General features: G+C 60.6%; 15 protein-coding genes. 8 read left to right on the forward strand and 7 right to left on the reverse strand.

What is annotated here, in order from left to right:
• The first annotated feature begins 412 nt into the window (after positions 1-412).
• Genes ACFVYC_RS21640 through ACFVYC_RS21650 form a run of 3 tightly spaced genes read left to right on the forward strand, consistent with a single transcriptional unit; the run spans position 413 to position 4,638 of the window.
• Entirely contained in the window at positions 413-2,284 is a 1,872-nt protein-coding gene (locus ACFVYC_RS21640; protein ID WP_387554174.1) for a beta-glucoside-specific PTS transporter subunit IIABC, read from the forward strand.
• 46 nt (positions 2,285-2,330) lie between these two features.
• Entirely contained in the window at positions 2,331-3,740 is a 1,410-nt protein-coding gene (locus tag ACFVYC_RS21645) for a glycoside hydrolase family 1 protein (protein WP_387554176.1), read from the forward strand.
• A 55-nt stretch (positions 3,741-3,795) separates the two neighbouring features.
• Entirely contained in the window at positions 3,796-4,638 is an 843-nt protein-coding gene (locus tag ACFVYC_RS21650) for a PRD domain-containing protein (RefSeq protein WP_387554178.1), read from the forward strand.
• A gap of 65 nt (positions 4,639-4,703) precedes the next feature.
• Here ACFVYC_RS21650 and ACFVYC_RS21655 read toward each other — a convergent pair whose 3' ends face one another.
• Positions 4,704-5,156, reverse strand: coding sequence for a VOC family protein (locus ACFVYC_RS21655; RefSeq protein ID WP_387554180.1), 453 nt, complete (start codon positions 5,154-5,156; stop codon positions 4,704-4,706).
• A gap of 247 nt (positions 5,157-5,403) precedes the next feature.
• Here ACFVYC_RS21655 and ACFVYC_RS21660 point away from each other — a divergent pair, with 247 nt between their 5' ends.
• Positions 5,404-5,685, forward strand: a complete 282-nt coding sequence (locus tag ACFVYC_RS21660; protein ID WP_387554182.1) for a hypothetical protein — start codon at positions 5,404-5,406, stop codon at positions 5,683-5,685.
• Positions 5,686-6,041: 356 nt separating this feature from the next.
• Entirely contained in the window at positions 6,042-6,500 is a 459-nt protein-coding gene (locus tag ACFVYC_RS21665; protein WP_387554184.1) for a hypothetical protein, read from the forward strand.
• A gap of 123 nt (positions 6,501-6,623) precedes the next feature.
• Here ACFVYC_RS21665 and ACFVYC_RS21670 read toward each other — a convergent pair whose 3' ends face one another.
• Positions 6,624-7,610 carry an NAD(P)-dependent oxidoreductase gene (locus ACFVYC_RS21670; RefSeq protein WP_387554186.1) on the reverse strand — a complete coding sequence of 329 codons (987 nt, stop codon included), beginning with the start codon at positions 7,608-7,610 and terminating at the stop codon, positions 6,624-6,626.
• A gap of 130 nt (positions 7,611-7,740) precedes the next feature.
• Positions 7,741-8,811, reverse strand: a complete 1,071-nt coding sequence (locus ACFVYC_RS21675; protein WP_387554188.1) for an isocitrate/isopropylmalate dehydrogenase family protein — start codon at positions 8,809-8,811, stop codon at positions 7,741-7,743.
• A 386-nt stretch (positions 8,812-9,197) separates the two neighbouring features.
• Between ACFVYC_RS21675 and ACFVYC_RS21680 the strand changes: the two genes are divergently transcribed.
• The 3 genes from ACFVYC_RS21680 to ACFVYC_RS21690 all read left to right on the forward strand — a co-directional run bounded on the left by ACFVYC_RS21680 (position 9,198) and on the right by ACFVYC_RS21690 (position 13,093).
• A complete protein-coding gene (locus ACFVYC_RS21680; RefSeq protein WP_387554190.1) occupies positions 9,198-10,649 on the forward strand; it encodes a 2-hydroxycarboxylate transporter family protein in 1,452 nt (483 codons plus the stop codon).
• Positions 10,650-10,735: 86 nt separating this feature from the next.
• Positions 10,736-12,427, forward strand: coding sequence for a thiamine pyrophosphate-binding protein (locus tag ACFVYC_RS21685; RefSeq protein WP_387554191.1), 1,692 nt, complete (start codon positions 10,736-10,738; stop codon positions 12,425-12,427).
• A gap of 18 nt (positions 12,428-12,445) precedes the next feature.
• Positions 12,446-13,093 carry an IclR family transcriptional regulator gene (locus ACFVYC_RS21690; protein ID WP_387554193.1) on the forward strand — a complete coding sequence of 216 codons (648 nt, stop codon included), beginning with the start codon at positions 12,446-12,448 and terminating at the stop codon, positions 13,091-13,093.
• A 373-nt stretch (positions 13,094-13,466) separates the two neighbouring features.
• Here ACFVYC_RS21690 and ACFVYC_RS21695 read toward each other — a convergent pair whose 3' ends face one another.
• The 4 genes from ACFVYC_RS21695 to ACFVYC_RS21710 form a co-directional block, all read right to left on the reverse strand.
• The gene (locus ACFVYC_RS21695; RefSeq protein ID WP_387554195.1) at positions 13,467-14,351 is read right to left on the reverse strand and encodes an MFS transporter; all 885 of its coding nucleotides are present in this window, start codon (positions 14,349-14,351) and stop codon (positions 13,467-13,469) included.
• Positions 14,267-14,548: a hypothetical protein gene (locus ACFVYC_RS21700; RefSeq protein ID WP_387554232.1), complete on the reverse strand. Its 282-nt coding sequence runs from the start codon at positions 14,546-14,548 to the stop codon at positions 14,267-14,269. Before ACFVYC_RS21700 ends, ACFVYC_RS21695 begins: the two co-directional genes overlap by 85 nt.
• Positions 14,549-14,998: 450 nt before the next feature.
• Positions 14,999-15,208 carry a dodecin gene (locus tag ACFVYC_RS21705; protein ID WP_387554197.1) on the reverse strand — a complete coding sequence of 70 codons (210 nt, stop codon included), beginning with the start codon at positions 15,206-15,208 and terminating at the stop codon, positions 14,999-15,001.
• Between the two features lie 210 nt (positions 15,209-15,418).
• Positions 15,419-15,670: a hypothetical protein gene (locus ACFVYC_RS21710; RefSeq protein WP_387554199.1), complete on the reverse strand. Its 252-nt coding sequence runs from the start codon at positions 15,668-15,670 to the stop codon at positions 15,419-15,421.
• Positions 15,671-16,574 lie beyond the last annotated feature (904 nt).

Genomic DNA, 16,574 nt, shown 5'->3' on the forward strand with positions numbered 1-16,574 from the left:
CTTTGCTGCTGCAGTCGCGGGGGTGCCGGGTGGCAATGGGCGGAGGAGAGGTGATCGTGCATCGGATGCAATAATCACTGTTCAGCTTTACATAAGACTGGTTATCGGCCATTCGAAAATGGCCGGGGGAGTGGCTGTAGAAGGGCTATGCCGGACATCGTTAGCGGGTCTTTCGCCGGGGCTAAGACTGTAAGGCAGGTAGGCAGGACCGCTCCGGCTTCCCGGTGTTCACTAGTCTGCTTGGCGTGTCTTGTCCTCCTCAAACTTGCCTGTGGCGTTGCTCACGTGTACTGTCTGGTCAGTAAGTGTTAGACACTTAAAGGATTGTTACTCGGAAACGAGGCAAGACCTGAAACGCAGGGATGCGTTTCAGGTCTTTTTTTGTGCCAGGGTACCGACAGATAGGTCTGTTATGGCTGTAGTGAATTATCGATCGTTGGCCGAAGGAATTTTGCATGAGCTGGGCGGAGAGAAAAATGTCGCCAGTGCCCAGCATTGCGCGACCCGCTTGCGCTTGAAGCTGCGTGATGCCAGCAAGGCCAATACGGCTGCCATTGAGGCGATGCCTGGCGTTATCACGGTGATGCAGGCTGGAGGTCAGTACCAGGTGGTCATCGGCAATGATGTCCCCAAGGTGTACGCAGAACTCGGCAAGATCAGCAAGCTGGCAGGTGAAGACACCCCGGACGGGGTTGAGGAACCGGGCGGCAACATCTTCAATCGATTTATTGCCTTGGTTTCTTCGATTTTCCATCCGATCATCTGGCCGCTGGCTGGCGCAGGCCTGTTGAAGGCTTTCCTGAGCATGGCCACACAGTTCGGGTGGATGGATCCTGCTTCCCAGACTTACGTGATTCTTGCCGCCGCCGCGGATGCGCTGTTCTACTTTCTTCCGGTGCTTCTGGCTATCACCGCTGCCCGGCGTTTCAAGACCAACCAGTTCACATCGATGGTGATTGCCGGGGCGCTGATTCATCCCTCGATTGTGGCCTTGGGCGCCGCCGCTGAGCCTGTAGAGTTCGTTGGCATTCCGGTAGTGATGATGAACTACACCGGGTCTGTCATCCCAATTATCGTCGCCGTTTGGTTGCAGGGTTACCTCGAGCGGTTCCTTAACAGGGTCATCCCGGCCACATTCCGCAATTTTTCAACACCGCTTCTTTCGATCCTGGTCATGGTCCCGCTCGTCCTGCTCACGGTGGGACCGGTTACTACCTACGCTGCGAACGCCCTATCCTCCGGAATCACATCCGCCTTCGTTTTCGCGCCTTGGCTGGCCGGGGCCGTCATGGGCGGCTTCTGGCAGGTCATTGTCATGTTCGGTTTGCACTGGGGCCTTGTCCCTATCATGACGAACGATATCGCCAGTCAGGGCAGCTCGGTGTTGATGGGCCCGCTGGTAGCAGCGGTTGTTGCCCAGGCTGCTGCCGCGCTGGCTGTCATGTTCCGCAGCCGCAACGCGGCGCGTCGTGAGGTGGCAGGCCCGGCAGCGTTTTCGGGCTTCTTTGCCGGCATTACCGAGCCGGCGATTTACGGCGTGAACCTCCCGCTGAAAAAGCCGTTTTACTTCGGCATCGCCGGCGGTATCGTGGGCGGTGCCATCGCCTCCGCCGGTGGCAGTGCCGCAAGCGTGTTCGTGTTCCCCTCCCTGCTGGCTTTGCCTGCGTTCACCACCTTTGGCAACTTCACCCTGCAGCTGATCGGAACGGCCGCCGCAATCTTGATCGGTTTCTTCCTGACATTCTTCTTCGGCCCCCGGGAGGCTGAAGCTACAGAAAACGGTGCTCCCGCCGCTGCGCCGGCTGTGGCTGAGGCACCGGCGCCCACCGGGACGGTTGACGTCATCGCTCCTGTCAGCGGCGAGGTCGTCCCGCTTGCGGAAGTGAATGACAAAGTCTTCTCCTCTGGCGCGTTGGGCAAGGGCCTGGGCATCTTGTCAGGCGATGGCCGGGTTTATGCACCGGTTTCAGGCATCGTAAAAGCGGCCATGAAATCCGGGCACGCCTACGGTATCAAGTCCTCCGATGGCGTAGAGGTCCTGGTTCACATCGGCATCGACACCGTCCAGCTCGACGGCCGCGGATTCACGCCGGCGGTCATCCGCGGTCAGGAAGTCAATGCCGGGGATTTGCTGGCCGAAGTGGACATGGAGCTTGTACGCAACGCAGGATACGACACCACCGTACTTATGGTCGTTACAAATTCCGCACAACTCACCGCAGTGGTCCCGGTGGAACAGGGATCAATCGCCAAGGGTGCACCCGCCCTGACCGTGCAAGTCTAAGAAACCTCGGCTGATGACACATGAACGAATAGAGAAGGATCAGTTTATGACTACGACTTTCCCCGAGGGTTTTCTCTGGGGCGGGGCAACCGCCGCGAACCAGTTCGAAGGCGGCTACAACGAGGGCGGAAAAGGCTTATCAATTCAGGACGTCATGCCCCAGGGCGGCATGTCGCCCTCGACTGAGGGCCCGACAGCGGACAACCTCAAGCTCATTGGCATCGACTTCTACCACCGGTATCAGGAGGACATCGCCTTGTTCGCGGAGATGGGCTTCAAGGTGTTCCGCCTGTCCATCGCCTGGAGCCGCATCTTTCCCAAAGGTGACGAGGAGACCCCCAACGAGGAGGGCCTCGCTTTCTACGACCGGGTCTTCGATGAGCTGGCCAAATACAATATCGAGCCGCTGGTGACCATCAGCCATTACGAAACCCCGCTGCACCTTGCCCGGGAGTACAACGGCTGGACCAGCCGGGAACTCATCGGCTTCTATGAGCGCTACTGCCGTACGCTCTTTGAACGCTACGGGAACCGGGTGAAGTATTGGCTGACATTCAATGAAATCAATTCGGTGCTGCACCTGCCGTTCATGTCCGGCGGCATCGAGACTCCCAAGTCCGAGCTCACGGAGGCTGACCTGTATCAGGCAGTCCACCACGAGCTCGTGGCTTCGGCTAGAGCCACCCGCCTTGCGCATGAGCTCATGCCGGACGCCCAGGTCGGGTGCATGATTCTGGCGATGCCAACCTACCCGTTAACGCCCGACCCTGCTGATGTCGTGTCGGCCATGAATGCCCTGCACATGAACTACGCGTTTGGCGATATCCACTGCCGCGGTGAATACCCCGGCTACCTGCTGCGGTACTTCCGTGACAACGGCATCGAGCTGGACATCACAGCACAGGACCGCGAAGACCTGAAGAACACCGTAGACTTCGTGTCCTTCAGCTACTACATGAGCATCTGTGAGACCGCCGACCCTACCAAGGGAACAAGGGGCAAGGGCAACATCCTCGGTGGCGTCGCGAACCCGACCCTGGAAGCGTCGGAGTGGGGCTGGCAAATTGATCCACAGGGTCTGAGAGTTGTGCTCAACGATTACTGGGACCGGTGGCAGAAGCCCTTGTTCATTGTTGAAAATGGGTTGGGCGCCATGGACGAGCTTGTTGACCTCGACGGCACCAAAACCGTGGAGGACGACTACCGCATTTCATACCTGAACGATCACCTGGTCCAGGCCCGGGAGGCCGTCGCCGACGGGGTCGAGCTGATGGGCTACACCACGTGGGGATGCATCGACATGGTCAGCGCGTCTACCGCGCAGATGAGCAAGCGCTACGGATTCATCTACGTTGACCGGAATGACGACGGATCCGGAACCTTGGAACGGTACCGCAAAAAATCTTTCGATTGGTACCGTGGCGTAATCGCCAGCAACGGCGCAAGACTCAAGTGAAAGGTGGGGCGGGGCGGCATGCCGCCCCGCCCCACCATGGTTCGGAAAGGACAACGTGGAGGTACTGCGTGTCTTCAACAACAACGTCGTCCTCGCACGCAGCCAGGCCGGCGGCGAAGTAATCCTCACCGGACGCGGACTCGGCTTCCAAATGAAGCCGGGCAACACCGTCGACCCGGACAAAGTGGTGCGCGTCTTCGTTCCCGAGGACGGCCGGGACGCCGACAACTTCGGCGCCCTCATTGCTGCCATCCCGCCGGAGCACCTTGTGCTTGCCGACAAAGCGCTGGAGGTCGCCCGCGCCGAGCTGAGCGCACCGCTGAGTTCAGTCGCCGTCGTGGGGCTGGCGGACCACCTGAGTTTCGCCATCAAGCGCATTCGTCAGCACATCAAGATTGAATACCCCCTGCGCGCTGAAGTCGCCCACCTCTACCCCGATGAGCTGCGCGTCGCCCAGCGAGTCCTGGACTTCGTCAACGACCACATCGAGGAGTCATTGCCGAACGAAGAGGCCGTGCCGATCGCCCTTCACCTGGTTAACGCCGGCTTCGCAAGCGGGGATCTGTCATACACCTACCAGATGACCGGAGTCTTCACGCAACTGTTCGAGGTCCTCGAACAGGCCTACAGCCGCCCTTTCGACCGGGACACCGTTAACGCCGCCCGATTCATCACGCACCTGCGCTACTTCTTCGTCCGGGCCCACACGGGACGCCAGCTCTCAGAAGGAGCCACACGGCTCGGCACCGCTATCCGCAGCGCCTACCCGGAAGCCTTCGCATCCGCAGTGAAACTTCAGGCAGTACTGGAACTACGGCTCGGAGAACCGCTGACCGATGACGAAGTTATGTACCTGACGCTGCACGTCGCAAGAATGGTCGACGACACCCGAGCGTAAGCGGACGGGTCACTATCGGCGGTCGAGAAATGGGCGGGGAGCGACTCTAAAACCCCTCCAGCCGCCTATGTCGCAGGCTGTTCTCGTTGCACAATTTCTACCGCTATGCCTTCCGGGGTTGCTTTCAGGAATGCGCACGGCAGGCCGTACCCGCCGGTGAAGATTCCGCCAGCCTGGCCTCTGGAGGCAAGGAAGTCTTTAGCATTGTCAACGGCGAAGCACACATGGTGCAGCCCTTCACCTTTCTGGGCTAGGAAGTCCGCGATCGCTCCGGGGCCTAGTGGCTGGACAATCTGAAAGCTGGTATCCCCGGCCGTGGCATCCTTGGGCGCCAGCCACAGCAGGCGCACGCCCACATCGTGGACTACTTCGTCATGAATGCATTGCAGTCCCAGAACTTCTTCGAACCACCGAGACGAAGCGTCCGCGTCGTGGGCCGCGATCGCAACATGATCAATTTTTTGGACGCCGTCGTGGTGGCGCGGCAGTCTGCTTTCGGCCAAGGTCGTGGAGTCCATGCCGCCGACTGCGGACGCTGCTTTGTTCCGTGTACCAACTCCGACGTCCATGATTTCGGGATCGACTCTGCTTCCCGGGACGCTGCCTACTCGACGGCTGCTCATTACGGACACTCCTTGAGGTGTGAAACCTTCTGGTAAGACCTAAACCTACTTTGAGAAGTAGCCCAGGCCGGCCGCCTCCCCCACCGGAGGACTACAGATGGTCGGGCTCTACCTTTGCTAATTTCTGCACAGGAGCGCGGCTGTGAGAACCCGTGGGCGGTGGTTCCCCGGCGCTGCGCTGAGGTCATGCAAAATTGGAAAGCCGCAGGGCGCCGATGAGCTGCGTGCCTGGCGCAAGGGCCGCGGCACCAACTCCTTGCTGTTCGGCGCCTACAAAGGGCGGGAAAAGACCCTTACGCCGGAACGGGCCGCTGAACTGGTCCAGCGCGCCGACAGCGTGTCCGGAAAGCTGCCCTGGCCTTGTGGCTTACGCTTAAGCCGCGAGACGGTCTACCAGTACATGCGCCACGCCAAGCTACCCTAAAGCGTTGCCCTGACGGGGAGGCCGTAATGCAGTACCCGAACCCGCGTTATTTGACCGCGTCCACAATTGGCGCTTCAAAAACCATCGAGGAATTTGTTCCTAGCAGGTTCGCCGATCTCATGCACGTCTTCCCTGGTGCATGCCCGGGCGGGTGTCGGTTGATTATGTTGCGGAGTTGAGCAGAGGACCCTCTCGGGGGCGTCCGGACCTCTTGCAGCTGAGCACCAGAGTGCCCAGCGCGTTGTTGCACCCACGGGCCAGCCAGGGCCGCAACCGGCGGGGAAGCGTCGTAGAGGTCACATGACACGTAGCCCGCGGCAGAGTGTTGATCAGACGCTGGTCGGTAGCCTTTAAGCATGAAAATGGCCGCGGCTGAAGCTCTCATTCTCGCTTCGTCGGACATTGTGTGGGACGTCCTCACGGACGCTGGCAATTATCCGGTATGGGGCTCTGGGCTGGCCAATATTGAGGGACAAATCCGGGACGGCGCCGTAATCCGGGTGCGGATCCAGGGCCCCGGCAAAAACTCCCGGCGTCTTCTAGTGTGCTCCATGTCCACGGACCGCATGACGTGGACATGGAGCATGCCCCTGGGCCTTCTCACGGTGGTGCGCACCTTTATCATCAGCAATCACGGCGGTTTCACTCGCATGAGTGTCCAGGACACGGCCCGCGGGCCGCTTGTACCGATAGTAAGACAGCGCCTAGGCGCCACGTACCCGGTGTCCAGATTTGTCGATGAAGTAAAGTTCCGCAGCGAACTGCTCAGCTTCCACCTTAAGGGCGGGCTCTTTCCAAGTGAGGACACGCCCTAAAAGGATTGCCGACACAGCTGAGAATCTGGGCTTTCCTTAAGGCGCAAGCAGCTCATAGGCATGCGCCCTCGTGCCAGTTCGGTCAGTAGCCCCGGCAGGCTCGCGTGACTCCTGATAGAGACTTTAAGCGACCGGAAGGTTCGCTCGCTTTGTCGCCGTGACGACTCCGGTTGGCATACCGCCGCTCAGAACCGCGTCGAAGTTCTGCCATACGGTCGCGATCCTGCGTTCGACATTTTCCCAGCCGACGCCCGCCATGTGGGGCGTGCACACTACCTGTTCCATCTTCAGCAGTTCGCTCGCGGTGTCTAACGGTTCCCGTTCATAGACATCAAGTCCGGCACCTGCGATGCGCCCTTCGCGCAGGCATTCGATAAGCGCGCGCTCATCGATGACCTCGCCTCGGCCGACGTTGATAAGAACACCGCTGCGCTTCATTAGGGCCAGTTCGTCCCGGCCTATCATCTTGTCGGATTCCGGGTTCAAAGGGACACTGACGCAGACGATGTCGGAGATTGCCATGAGCTCCTCTAATGAAACGGGACGGGCGGGGATGAGTTCGGAGACAGTCAGTGGGATTTGCGCGTTGTCATAGAAGACGACGTTCGCGCCGAAGCCGTGGTGTACGACCTTGCCGACCCAGCGGCCGATGTTCCCCAGACCGACGATTCCTACTGTCTTGTTGTACAGCTCCGAGTAGGACATTTCGTCCAGGTCCTGGCGCCATTTGCCAGCGCGCATCAACTGGATGGAGGCTGGAATTCGCCGCATTACCGTCAGCATCAACGTGACTGCATGCTCCCCGACGGAGATGGAGTGGGTCTTCATCTGGGCTACCGGAACACCGAGTTCATCAAGGACGTTTACGGGAAGCTGCCCGTAGCCGGAGCTCATGTATTGAATGAATTTTACGTTCTTGGCACCCCGGAACACTTCCTGGGGGACATCCACGCCGGAAATGAGGAAATCGGCGTCCGCAGCTTCACGGCACATGTCCGCAACGTCTGCCCCTGCCGGCATCACCGTGACGTTGAAGCCCTCAGGGGTGGAATCCACGAGACGGTCGATGTAGTCCTTCAAAGGGTTGAGGAACAGAACCTTATATGTCATTGGTGCGTACCTTTCGTACGTCGAAGTTTGCGACCGCGACGCGGTAGTCTGACGGATCAGAAAAGCGCGTGTCGCTGGAAAGCGACCTTTGGGTCATAAAAGGGCACGGTATTCGTGCCTTCGGGTTCGACTACGCCGGCAAGGCGCTGATGACTGTGTCGACAACTTCCTGGGTTCCTGCCGTCCCGCCGAGGTCACGTGTACGAGGCCCGGTTGCCAGTGCGGACTCGACAGCGCTTTGGATGCTTTGTGCCGCAGTGGTGGAAGCCTCGTCTCCGCGGCGTTCGCCCAGCCATTCGAGCATCATCGCGGCCGAGAGGATCATCGCCGTTGGATTTGCGATTCCCTTACCTGCGATATCAGGTGCGCTGCCGTGGGACGGCTGGAATACGCCATGTGTGAGGCTGACGTCGGCCGAGGGCGCGACGCCGAGACCGCCGACGAGGCCGGCTGCGATCTCTGAAACGATGTCGCCGAAAATGTTCTCAGTGACGACGACGTCGTAGCGTTCCGGGTCGGTGACCATGTACATGGATCCGGCGTCGATGTAGAACTTTGCGCTTCCGATGTCGTCGTTTTTGGCGGCGACCTCGTCGAATACCTTCTCCATTAGAACGTTGCTGCGCAGGGCGTTTGATTTGTGCAGAAGTGTCACGTGCCCGGGCGTTCCGCGCTTGCGGCGGGCGCGGGCCTGGGAGAACGCAACGTCGAAAAGCTTCTCGCAGGTGGCCCGGGTGATCGTCATGCGATCACTCGCACTCTCATCGCTGGGCTCATGCACATCGGCCAGTCCGGCGAACATCCCTTCCGAAGTTTCACGGATGACGAGCATGTCAACGTTTTTGGCCTTTACAGCGCTCTCAACGCCGGGAAAGAGCCGGACCGGCCGAAGACTTGAGAAAAGGCCGTAGTGGGCCCGCATGTCGACCTGGGCGCCCAATTCCAGCCCCTCCGGTCCGCGCACATCGGGCAGGCCCATGGCGCCGAACAGCACAGCGTCCTTCTGGCCGATCTCATCCATGTCGGCGGCAGTGATCTTTCTTCCGGTACGGCGGTACAAGTCCGCGCTGAAGTCATAGAAGGTGTAATTGAGCTTCAGCCCGTAGCGCGCTTCGCATTCCTTCAGTACGGACAGAGCGGCTTGAACGACTTCGGGTCCGATTCCGTCTCCGGGGATGACGGCGATGTCGTATTGAGTCATGGTTTTCCTGCCTTGCTGTTCGTGAGCGCTTGGCGCGCAGGGTGTTCGCCCCGGGTATGAGTGCTTCGCTTCGATGCAAAGCGCCCCCGCAGAGGTTCCCACGTGGTGGGAGATAACGTTTGGTAAGTGGGAAGACGTTAGCAGGTCATGATCCAGCTCACAAGGGCCAAGATGCTGAAGGGGCCCTTCCCGAAATGCATGTTGACGGGTGGTGCAGCCTAGGCGGGCAGGCAATCTGCCTGCATGAGCAGGTTTCGTGAGGGGCTAATTATCGGAGCAGGAGTGTTGTGCTCGTCACATCGCGGTGCTACCGTTTATCGGCCCAATGATAAGCATTTCCCACTGAGTGGGAGGTCTTGCACTCAAAGACGCAGGCAGGAATCCACATGACGCATGATCATTCTCTTGAGGGAAAAACTCTCCCCCCTCCGACGCACCTGTCAACGGACAGCGAATCGAGCGAGTACACCTCGCCCGGCCCTGCCGGTGGCATTGACCATCCGGTAACCAAGACCGTGGGCTCCCGCCCAGGAACCCACTATCCCGGCCGGTTGGGTTTCAGGATCTCGAGCGTCCCGGCGCCTCTCTATCTTGTCTTCGCCGGGCTCGTCCTGGCCGCAGCGCTCACGGGCAATCTTCCCGACACGATGGTGGTTGGCTTTGCCACGACCATGCTCCTGGGTGGTCTTTTTATCTGGATTGGAAACCTGTTCCCGGTGGTCCGGGACTTTGGGCTGCCGACCGTCCTGTGTACCTTCGCGCCCGCCACGTTGGCCTTCTTCGGCTTGATGCCCGAGAACCTGGTCACCGTGGTGCAGAACTTCATCGACGGTCATGGCTTCCTGGACTTCTTCGTCGTTGGCATTATCGCCGGCGCAATCCTTGGCATGCCGCGTGCGCTCCTGCTCAAGGCAGGACCGCGTTTCGCGGTGCCCATCGTGGGTTGCCTCATCTCGACGTTCGTTCTGGTCGGGTTGCTGGCCGCAGCGACCGGGTTTGGGTTCATCGAAGGCATTCTCTTCATCGCAGCACCCATCATGGCGGGCGGCCTGGGCGTTGGCGCCCTGCCGATGTCCGAGATGTACGCCGCCAAAACCGGTGGCGATTCCGCGGCTTTCATGGGTGACCTGATGTCCGCCGTCGTCATGGCCAACGTGGTCTGCATCCTCATTGCGGGTATCTACAACGGACTGGGCAAGCGGAAAAAGCAGCTCTTCGTTGGCTTCAACGGCCACGGCCAGCTCCTGCGGATCAAGGGCCGTTCCGACGAACTTACCGTGCCTCCGAAGCGGGACACGTCCTCCTTCATCGCCTTGGGCAAGGGCCTGCTCATCGCCGGAAGTCTTTTTGTCTTCGGCAACCTCATCGCTGCCCTAATTCCCGGGCTGCACCCCTACGCGTGGGCCATCATCGCGGCCGCCGCAGTGAAGATCTTCAACCTGCTCCCCCAGGACGTTGAAGATTCCACAGCTGACTGGGGCGACTTGATCGGCGCCGTCCTCGTGCCCGCCCTCCTCGTGGGCGTCAGCCTGACCTACATCGACATCACCGATGTGCTCGCTTCATTGAGCAACCCCCTGTTCATCCTCCTGACCATCTGCACCGTCATTATCGCCACCCTGACCTCAGGCATCCTCGGGTGGCTGGTCAAGTTCAACTTCGTTGAAGCATCCATCACCCCCGGCCTGGTCATGGCAGACACCGGCGGCAGCGGCGACGTCGCAGTCCTCAGCGCAGCCAACCGCATGCACCTCATGCCTTTCGCAGCCCTGACCAACCGCCTCGGCGGAGCGCTCGTCCTCTTCGTCACCTCGCTGATCGTCCCGTTCCTCAGCTAAAGCAACAGCCAAACGAGGAAAAAGCCGGTGCCCTAACTAAGAGCTAGCGCACCGGCTCCCGCAACCACCAGGAAAAACTCACCGCCATGACAAGCACCAACGCCCCCGTCCTGTCCGCCACCAAAACCCCGACCCTCCCTGATGAGGGCCACGTGTCCGCCGCAGTCGCTGACGTTGTTGCCGAACGCGCCGGACATCTCTTCGGGCTGATGGGCAACGGCAACGCCCACCTCATCAGCCGGTTGACCCGCCGTGGGTTTCCCTTCACTTCCGCCCGGCACGAATCAGCCACCGTGGCCATGGCGGACGCCTATTACCGGGCAACCGGGAGCATCGCGGCCGCCACCACTACCTACGGGGCTGGCTTCACCAACGCCTACACCACCCTCGCCGAAGCCCGATTGGCCCGCATCCCCTTGGTTCTCATAGTTGGAGATGCACCCTCCACGGGTCAGCGAACCTTTGACATCGACCAGACAAAAACCGCCGAGGCAGCCGGAGTAGTCACCCTCGTGGCTACCCCATGCAATGCCGTAGCCATCACCCGCCGTGCTTTCGACCTCGCCCTGCAAACTGTCCAGCCAGTGGTTCTGGCCATCCCCTACGACCTGGCGACCGCACCACTGTCGGAGCAGCGTCCGCTGGAACCCCTGCCGACAAAACCAGTGTGGCCCTCGGAAGCGAATGACCTGGACCGCGTCGCGGACCTGCTTGCCGCGTCGGAACGTCCGCTGATCCTGGGAGGCCGTGGGGTCCTGCTGGCTAACGCTGCTGAACCCTTGCGGAAAGTGGGAGACCGGCTAGGTGCCCTCTTCATGACATCCGTGATGGCAGCCAACGCCTTCAACAGCCCCTGGGACCTTGGCATCGCCGGCGGCTTCACCCGACTCCACCGCCTTGAGATTGCACGGGAGGCAGATCTCGTCCTGGTAGTCGGGGCAAGCCTGAACACCTTCCAAACCCGCTACGGCACCCTGATCCCCAACGGCACAAAGGTCGTCCGGATCGACAATGAACCCGCCCCTGAATCACCGGCAACGGAATACATCCGGGCAGACATCCGGTCCTTCATCGAAGGCCTGCTGCAACGCGTCCCGGAAGCCTCATCCACCTGGCGCAGCCAGGTCCCGGAAGTAGCCCAGCCCGAATTCCGCTCAGCCCGCCCGAGCGAAAACCCTGAGGAATTCGGCCCGGACGGACGGCTCAACCCCCGGGCCGTTGTCGCCGCCCTGGAGCGGATCTTGCCACAGGAACGGTCCGTGGTCATGGACGGCGGCCACTTCATGGGCTGGGCGCCAATGTACCTCTCAGTGCCGGACCCGCACGCCATGGTCCTGGTCGGCACCGCGTTCCAATCCATCGGCATGGGGTTCGGATCCGCCGCCGGCGTCTCGGTAGCCCGCCCCGAACGCACCACTGTCCTCGTCAGCGGGGACGGCGGTGGTCTCATGGGACTGGCCGACTTCGAAACCTTCCTCCGCGCCACCCGTAAAGGCGTCGTAATTGTGCTCAACGACTCTGCCTACGGGGCAGAGCTGCACCAATACGCCGCCAAAGGCCTGCACGACCAGGCAATGCTGATCGACGAGGTGGACTTCGCCTCCATCGGCCGCGCACTGGGCGCCGCCGGTACCAAAGCGCACACCATGGCGGACCTAAAGCACCTGGAGGACTGGCTTGCCACCCACGAGGAAGGCGTCTTCGTTCTGGACGTCGCGATCTCCCAAAAAGTCGTCGCCGAATTCATGGCGGAGTCCTGGCAATCAAGAAATAGGTGACCAACCTAAGCTGGGTACATGCCACCTACTGACACCAACGGAAGTAACCGCACGCTGGAGCGTGCAGCCGCAATCCTCGACGCCGTCGGCCGGTCCTCCGCGTCAGCCAGCGAGCTGTCACGGCGGACCGGCCTGTCAGTTTCGACTGCGCACCGTTTGGCGCTGCAACTGGCAGAATACGGTTTCCTGCGGCGCGTCGACAACGGAGCCTTCCGCCTCGGAGACCGGTTCGTCCGATCAGCACTGGAGAATGTCGGAATGTCTGTCCTTACTGATTTGCGGGACCAAACCGGTGAAACTGCACAGCTGTGGGTCCGGCGGGGTGATGAACGCGTCTGCCTGCTCAGCGTCGACAGCCAGCAGGAATTGCGCGCCACCATTCCACCCGGCGCCAGGCTTCCCCTCCCCCAAGGGTCCAGCGGCCGGCTCCTCGCAGCCGACGAGGAAGCCCTCGCCGAACTGGCGGCAACCGGATATGTCGAATCCGTAGGGATCCGAACACCCGGGCTAGGATCCATCAGCGCACCCGTACAAACCGGCGAAGGAATCATCGCCGCCGTTTGCCTGGCCATGCCACTGGCCCACGTCACCCACTCCCCCGGCAAGGACCACGGCGACAAAGTGATCCAGGCAGCGAAAAGAATCGCACAAGCCATAGGACCCTGAATCAGGGACTTTCTCCTGCAGGAGTGCAGCCGCAATCTGTCAGATGAAGTCCGGCCTCTTACCTACGGTCCATTGTCGGCGACGCGGGATCGGTTTAGAGATGCGAAATATCGGCCTGCGGGCCGCCTTGGATTTTGCTTTCCGTAGTTCAACCTACTGGTGAAACCCCGGCGCCGCGCAATTGCCCTCCCAGGATGTGGTCCGGTCAGCCGGGCGTCCCTGCCAGTGACCTCGACCAGCTCCAGTACGACTATCGGCTCAACTATTTGAACCCAACGAGCGATCTCCCCCGGGTCCCGTCTACGCGCCCTCGGTCTTAGCCCCCAGCGGGGTTCCGCGTGCCTGGCTCTATCTGTGGCCCCTTGGCTGTCGACTAGGGATCGGCAGATAGCTGCTTTTCTAATCGATGTGCCACGAGGGCGGCCCCTGCCCCCATCGAGGAGAGAATTGCAGCGGATGTCCAGGCGACAGTTGGGCCGAAACTGGCCAGCACGATGCCAAATGCAAGCGGCCCAACGGAGCCCCCGATATATGTCCCACTTTGGACTATGCCCGTTGCGCGGGCAGTGAAAGGGTGGGACCGGTGCGAGACGACGTAGTGCACGAGGCCGTTCCATCCCCAACCAAAGCCGAAGGCAAGGATGCAACCGGCTGCGAACGCGACTTGATTCCCCGAAGCGATAGCCAGTAATCCCCCGCATCCCATAGCCATCATGACGGCGACGGTCCCCATTGAACCGCCGGTTCCCCTGTCGGCAGCCATTCCAACCAGCGGACGTGTCAGACACCCCGCCGCGCTGCCCACACCGAGCAGGAGACCAGCCGTCGCAACGCCGAAACCTGTTTGAGTTGCCGAGGTGACTGTAAAGGCACCCAATGCGTTTGCCTGGGCGGAACCCATCGCTGCGGCGATGGCGGTGACTATCAAGAAAGACTTAAGTTTGTGGGGAAGGGGACCGGCTGCCGCTTCTGCAGGCCGCTGCGCATGACCCGCTGCTGACCTTGTCCGCCGTTTTCCAAGACCAAGGCCTATCACTATAGGCACCAGCAGGAGCGCGAAGATGGCTCCGATGGTGAAAGCCCATTTCCAGCCGACCGTCAGTGCGAGGGCAGGTACGGACAGGCCGGCAATGAGCGTTGCTGCAGGAACACCGGCCTGCTTGAGTCCGAAGGCTAAGGCACGGTTCCGGACAGCAACCTGTTCAATGATGAGGCCGTTGGACGGCGGATGCCCGATGGCATTGGCGGCGCCTCCCACTGCCAGCCAAAGGAGTAGGCATGACCAATGGGGGTAGCGAAGGCGATTCCTGAGAGTGAGGCGAGTCCGCCGATCACGGCAAGGAGCATGCCTTTCCGCGCACCGAGTCTTTGAGCCACATGGCCGGCTGCGGGGGAAAGGAGTGCGGATACAGCCCAAAAGATGGCGACTCCGGCCCCAAGTACAGCGGCGCTCATGCCTAGATCGTCTTCCAGCTGCACCGCCAATCCGCCCACGAGGAACACTGGTAGCACGGCCACAATAGTGGTCGAGGCTGCTATCGCTGTGGCTGATCGCCCCGGGTGCCTAGGCGGCGAAGACAGTGGAAGCAGATGCTCTTCGTCCAGCGGATCGTCAGAGTCAGAGGTACTGCCCATATATGAATCCTCGAGGATAGGGAAATAGTTAGGCAAAAGTTCGCGAACTACCCAGCGAACCTTGCAACGCCACAACTGAACCAAAAGCTCCCTGGTGGTTGCCTTTCAGGAGCTGGCGACGCCGTCCCTCGCCTTCGTAAGGTCAGTTCCTAGAAGGCTCACCACTCTCATGCACGCCTTCATTGGTGCCTGCCCGGGCGGGTGCCGGTTTATTAAGTGAGTGAGTACAGGCAGAGGACCGGTCGGCGGCCCCGGACCTCCTGTGGCGGATCAGCGCTCCAGTCGGAAGCCGAGCTTGACGGTGACCTGCCAGTCGCTGACTTGCCCGTTTTCAAGGTGTCCGCGGATTTCCTTGACCTCGAACCAGTCCAGGTTGCGGAGCGTCTTGGAAGCTTCGGCAATTCCGTTGCTGACTGCGGCATCGACACCGTCCTTTGATGTGCCGACAATTTCGGAAATGCTGTAGGTGTGGTTGGACAACTTCGCTCCTTATGATCATTTTGGTTCCCAGTTGATGGTTCTTCGTAATGCTGTGGACGTCACGTGCAGGGCCCATCATCGCTTGGTGGGAGAAACCACCGCTCAGCAATGTGCCTGTGGGCTAAGCACCCCGCCAGGACGTGGAACTCTGTGGGTCAGGCGAAGGCTGCCTCCAAGTCCCTGCACGTAGTGATGGCGAAGCGCCGGATCTTATTCGCCGTACATCAGACTGGTCAGAAACAGTCCCAGTGGGGCATTGGGCTGAGGTGCAGCTGCGCCTTCCGGTACGTCGGCTTCATCAACTGCCAGGTAGAGGCCTTCCCAGGGATATGAAGTCAGGCTTCCCTGTCGTTCGGGGGTCTTTGTGGCGTGGCCCCAGCCCCAGTGATGAGCTTGGGGTTTGCGGGCTGTGTGGTGGCGCGTGCCTAATCCGGCAGAGAACGGGCGATGGGCGATACTCATGTTGGCTTCCTCTCTGAAGCGAACTGCTTGTTGGCTGTTTTGCATAGGGTTGACGTTCACGCTGGGGGTTGGTGAGCCGACTAGCGCGGTCTAGGCCTGTGGGACTTTGAGGTTCCGGTGGGTAAGCTTCAGACAACCGCGCATGCTGGATATCCGAATGCCAGGAAAGAATTGCAAATGATTGGGTTGTGACTCCGATCACTTCGATTGCTGATAATGCAACGTTATTCCTATGGTCTTTACTCGCACAGCCGCCCGGCGCAGCCGGGTATCCAGATAGGGCAAGCTTTTGTCGCACTCATTTCTCAGGCAGGAAAGGCCCGCTCTTAGAGCAAGCGCATTTGGCTCGCAAATGGGGGTGACGGGCTCCCCACTAGCCAGCCCGCAGTAAGACTCGCCATAACTGCGTTCGTCGTGTGAAATAGCACGGAACGAAGTCCTCGTTGGGCGCTGATGCCTGATCACTTTGCCTGGAAGCCAGGTAATAGGAAACACGAGCAACGGGCACGATGCGGCTCCGGCGAGTAATCATGCCATTGCCGTCCTCCGAGCACAGATCTCCTGACGCCGTGGAAGAAGGGGCTTTGTGAGTGCTTCATTCGTTCGCTGCCGGCCAAGGGCTGAGCCGCAGGGTCGGCTATTGTCGTCCATACCAGGGGCTGGCCCGCCTGCGGCATCAGGGCCGGGTTAGGGCGTACCGCGCCCGAGGCGGGGCCCTACGTGGTCGCGGCCGGATCCCCAACACCCGACTTTCGGGCTGCTGTTGCGGAAGCATGTTGGGAGTCCGACCGACGCTTTATATGAGGATGGCCCAGCGGGTGGCCGCACCTATTACTGTGCACATCCGCTAGTGCCCGTGCTCAGTAGATTCGCAAGAGGTTTGCAGGGACGGCCAGCGGTTGAC

The organism is Pseudarthrobacter sp. NPDC058329 (assembly GCF_042879835.1).
Taxonomy (GTDB): domain Bacteria; phylum Actinomycetota; class Actinomycetes; order Actinomycetales; family Micrococcaceae; genus Arthrobacter.

Coding starts and splice junctions, on each gene's coding strand:
- ACFVYC_RS21640 (WP_387554174.1), top strand. CDS start 413: ATGGCTGTAGTGAATTATCGATCGTTGGCCGAAGGAATTTTGCATGAG.
- ACFVYC_RS21645 (WP_387554176.1), top strand. CDS start 2,331: ATGACTACGACTTTCCCCGAGGGTTTTCTCTGGGGCGGGGCAACCGCC.
- ACFVYC_RS21655 (WP_387554180.1), bottom strand. CDS start 5,156: ATGGACTCCACGACCTTGGCCGAAAGCAGACTGCCGCGCCACCACGAC.
- ACFVYC_RS21665 (WP_387554184.1), top strand. CDS start 6,042: ATGAAAATGGCCGCGGCTGAAGCTCTCATTCTCGCTTCGTCGGACATT.
- ACFVYC_RS21670 (WP_387554186.1), bottom strand. CDS start 7,610: ATGACATATAAGGTTCTGTTCCTCAACCCTTTGAAGGACTACATCGAC.
- ACFVYC_RS21675 (WP_387554188.1), bottom strand. CDS start 8,811: ATGACTCAATACGACATCGCCGTCATCCCCGGAGACGGAATCGGACCC.
- ACFVYC_RS21680 (WP_387554190.1), top strand. CDS start 9,198: ATGACGCATGATCATTCTCTTGAGGGAAAAACTCTCCCCCCTCCGACG.
- ACFVYC_RS21685 (WP_387554191.1), top strand. CDS start 10,736: ATGACAAGCACCAACGCCCCCGTCCTGTCCGCCACCAAAACCCCGACC.
- ACFVYC_RS21690 (WP_387554193.1), top strand. CDS start 12,446: ATGCCACCTACTGACACCAACGGAAGTAACCGCACGCTGGAGCGTGCA.
- ACFVYC_RS21700 (WP_387554232.1), bottom strand. CDS start 14,548: ATGAGCGCCGCTGTACTTGGGGCCGGAGTCGCCATCTTTTGGGCTGTA.
- ACFVYC_RS21710 (WP_387554199.1), bottom strand. CDS start 15,670: ATGAGTATCGCCCATCGCCCGTTCTCTGCCGGATTAGGCACGCGCCAC.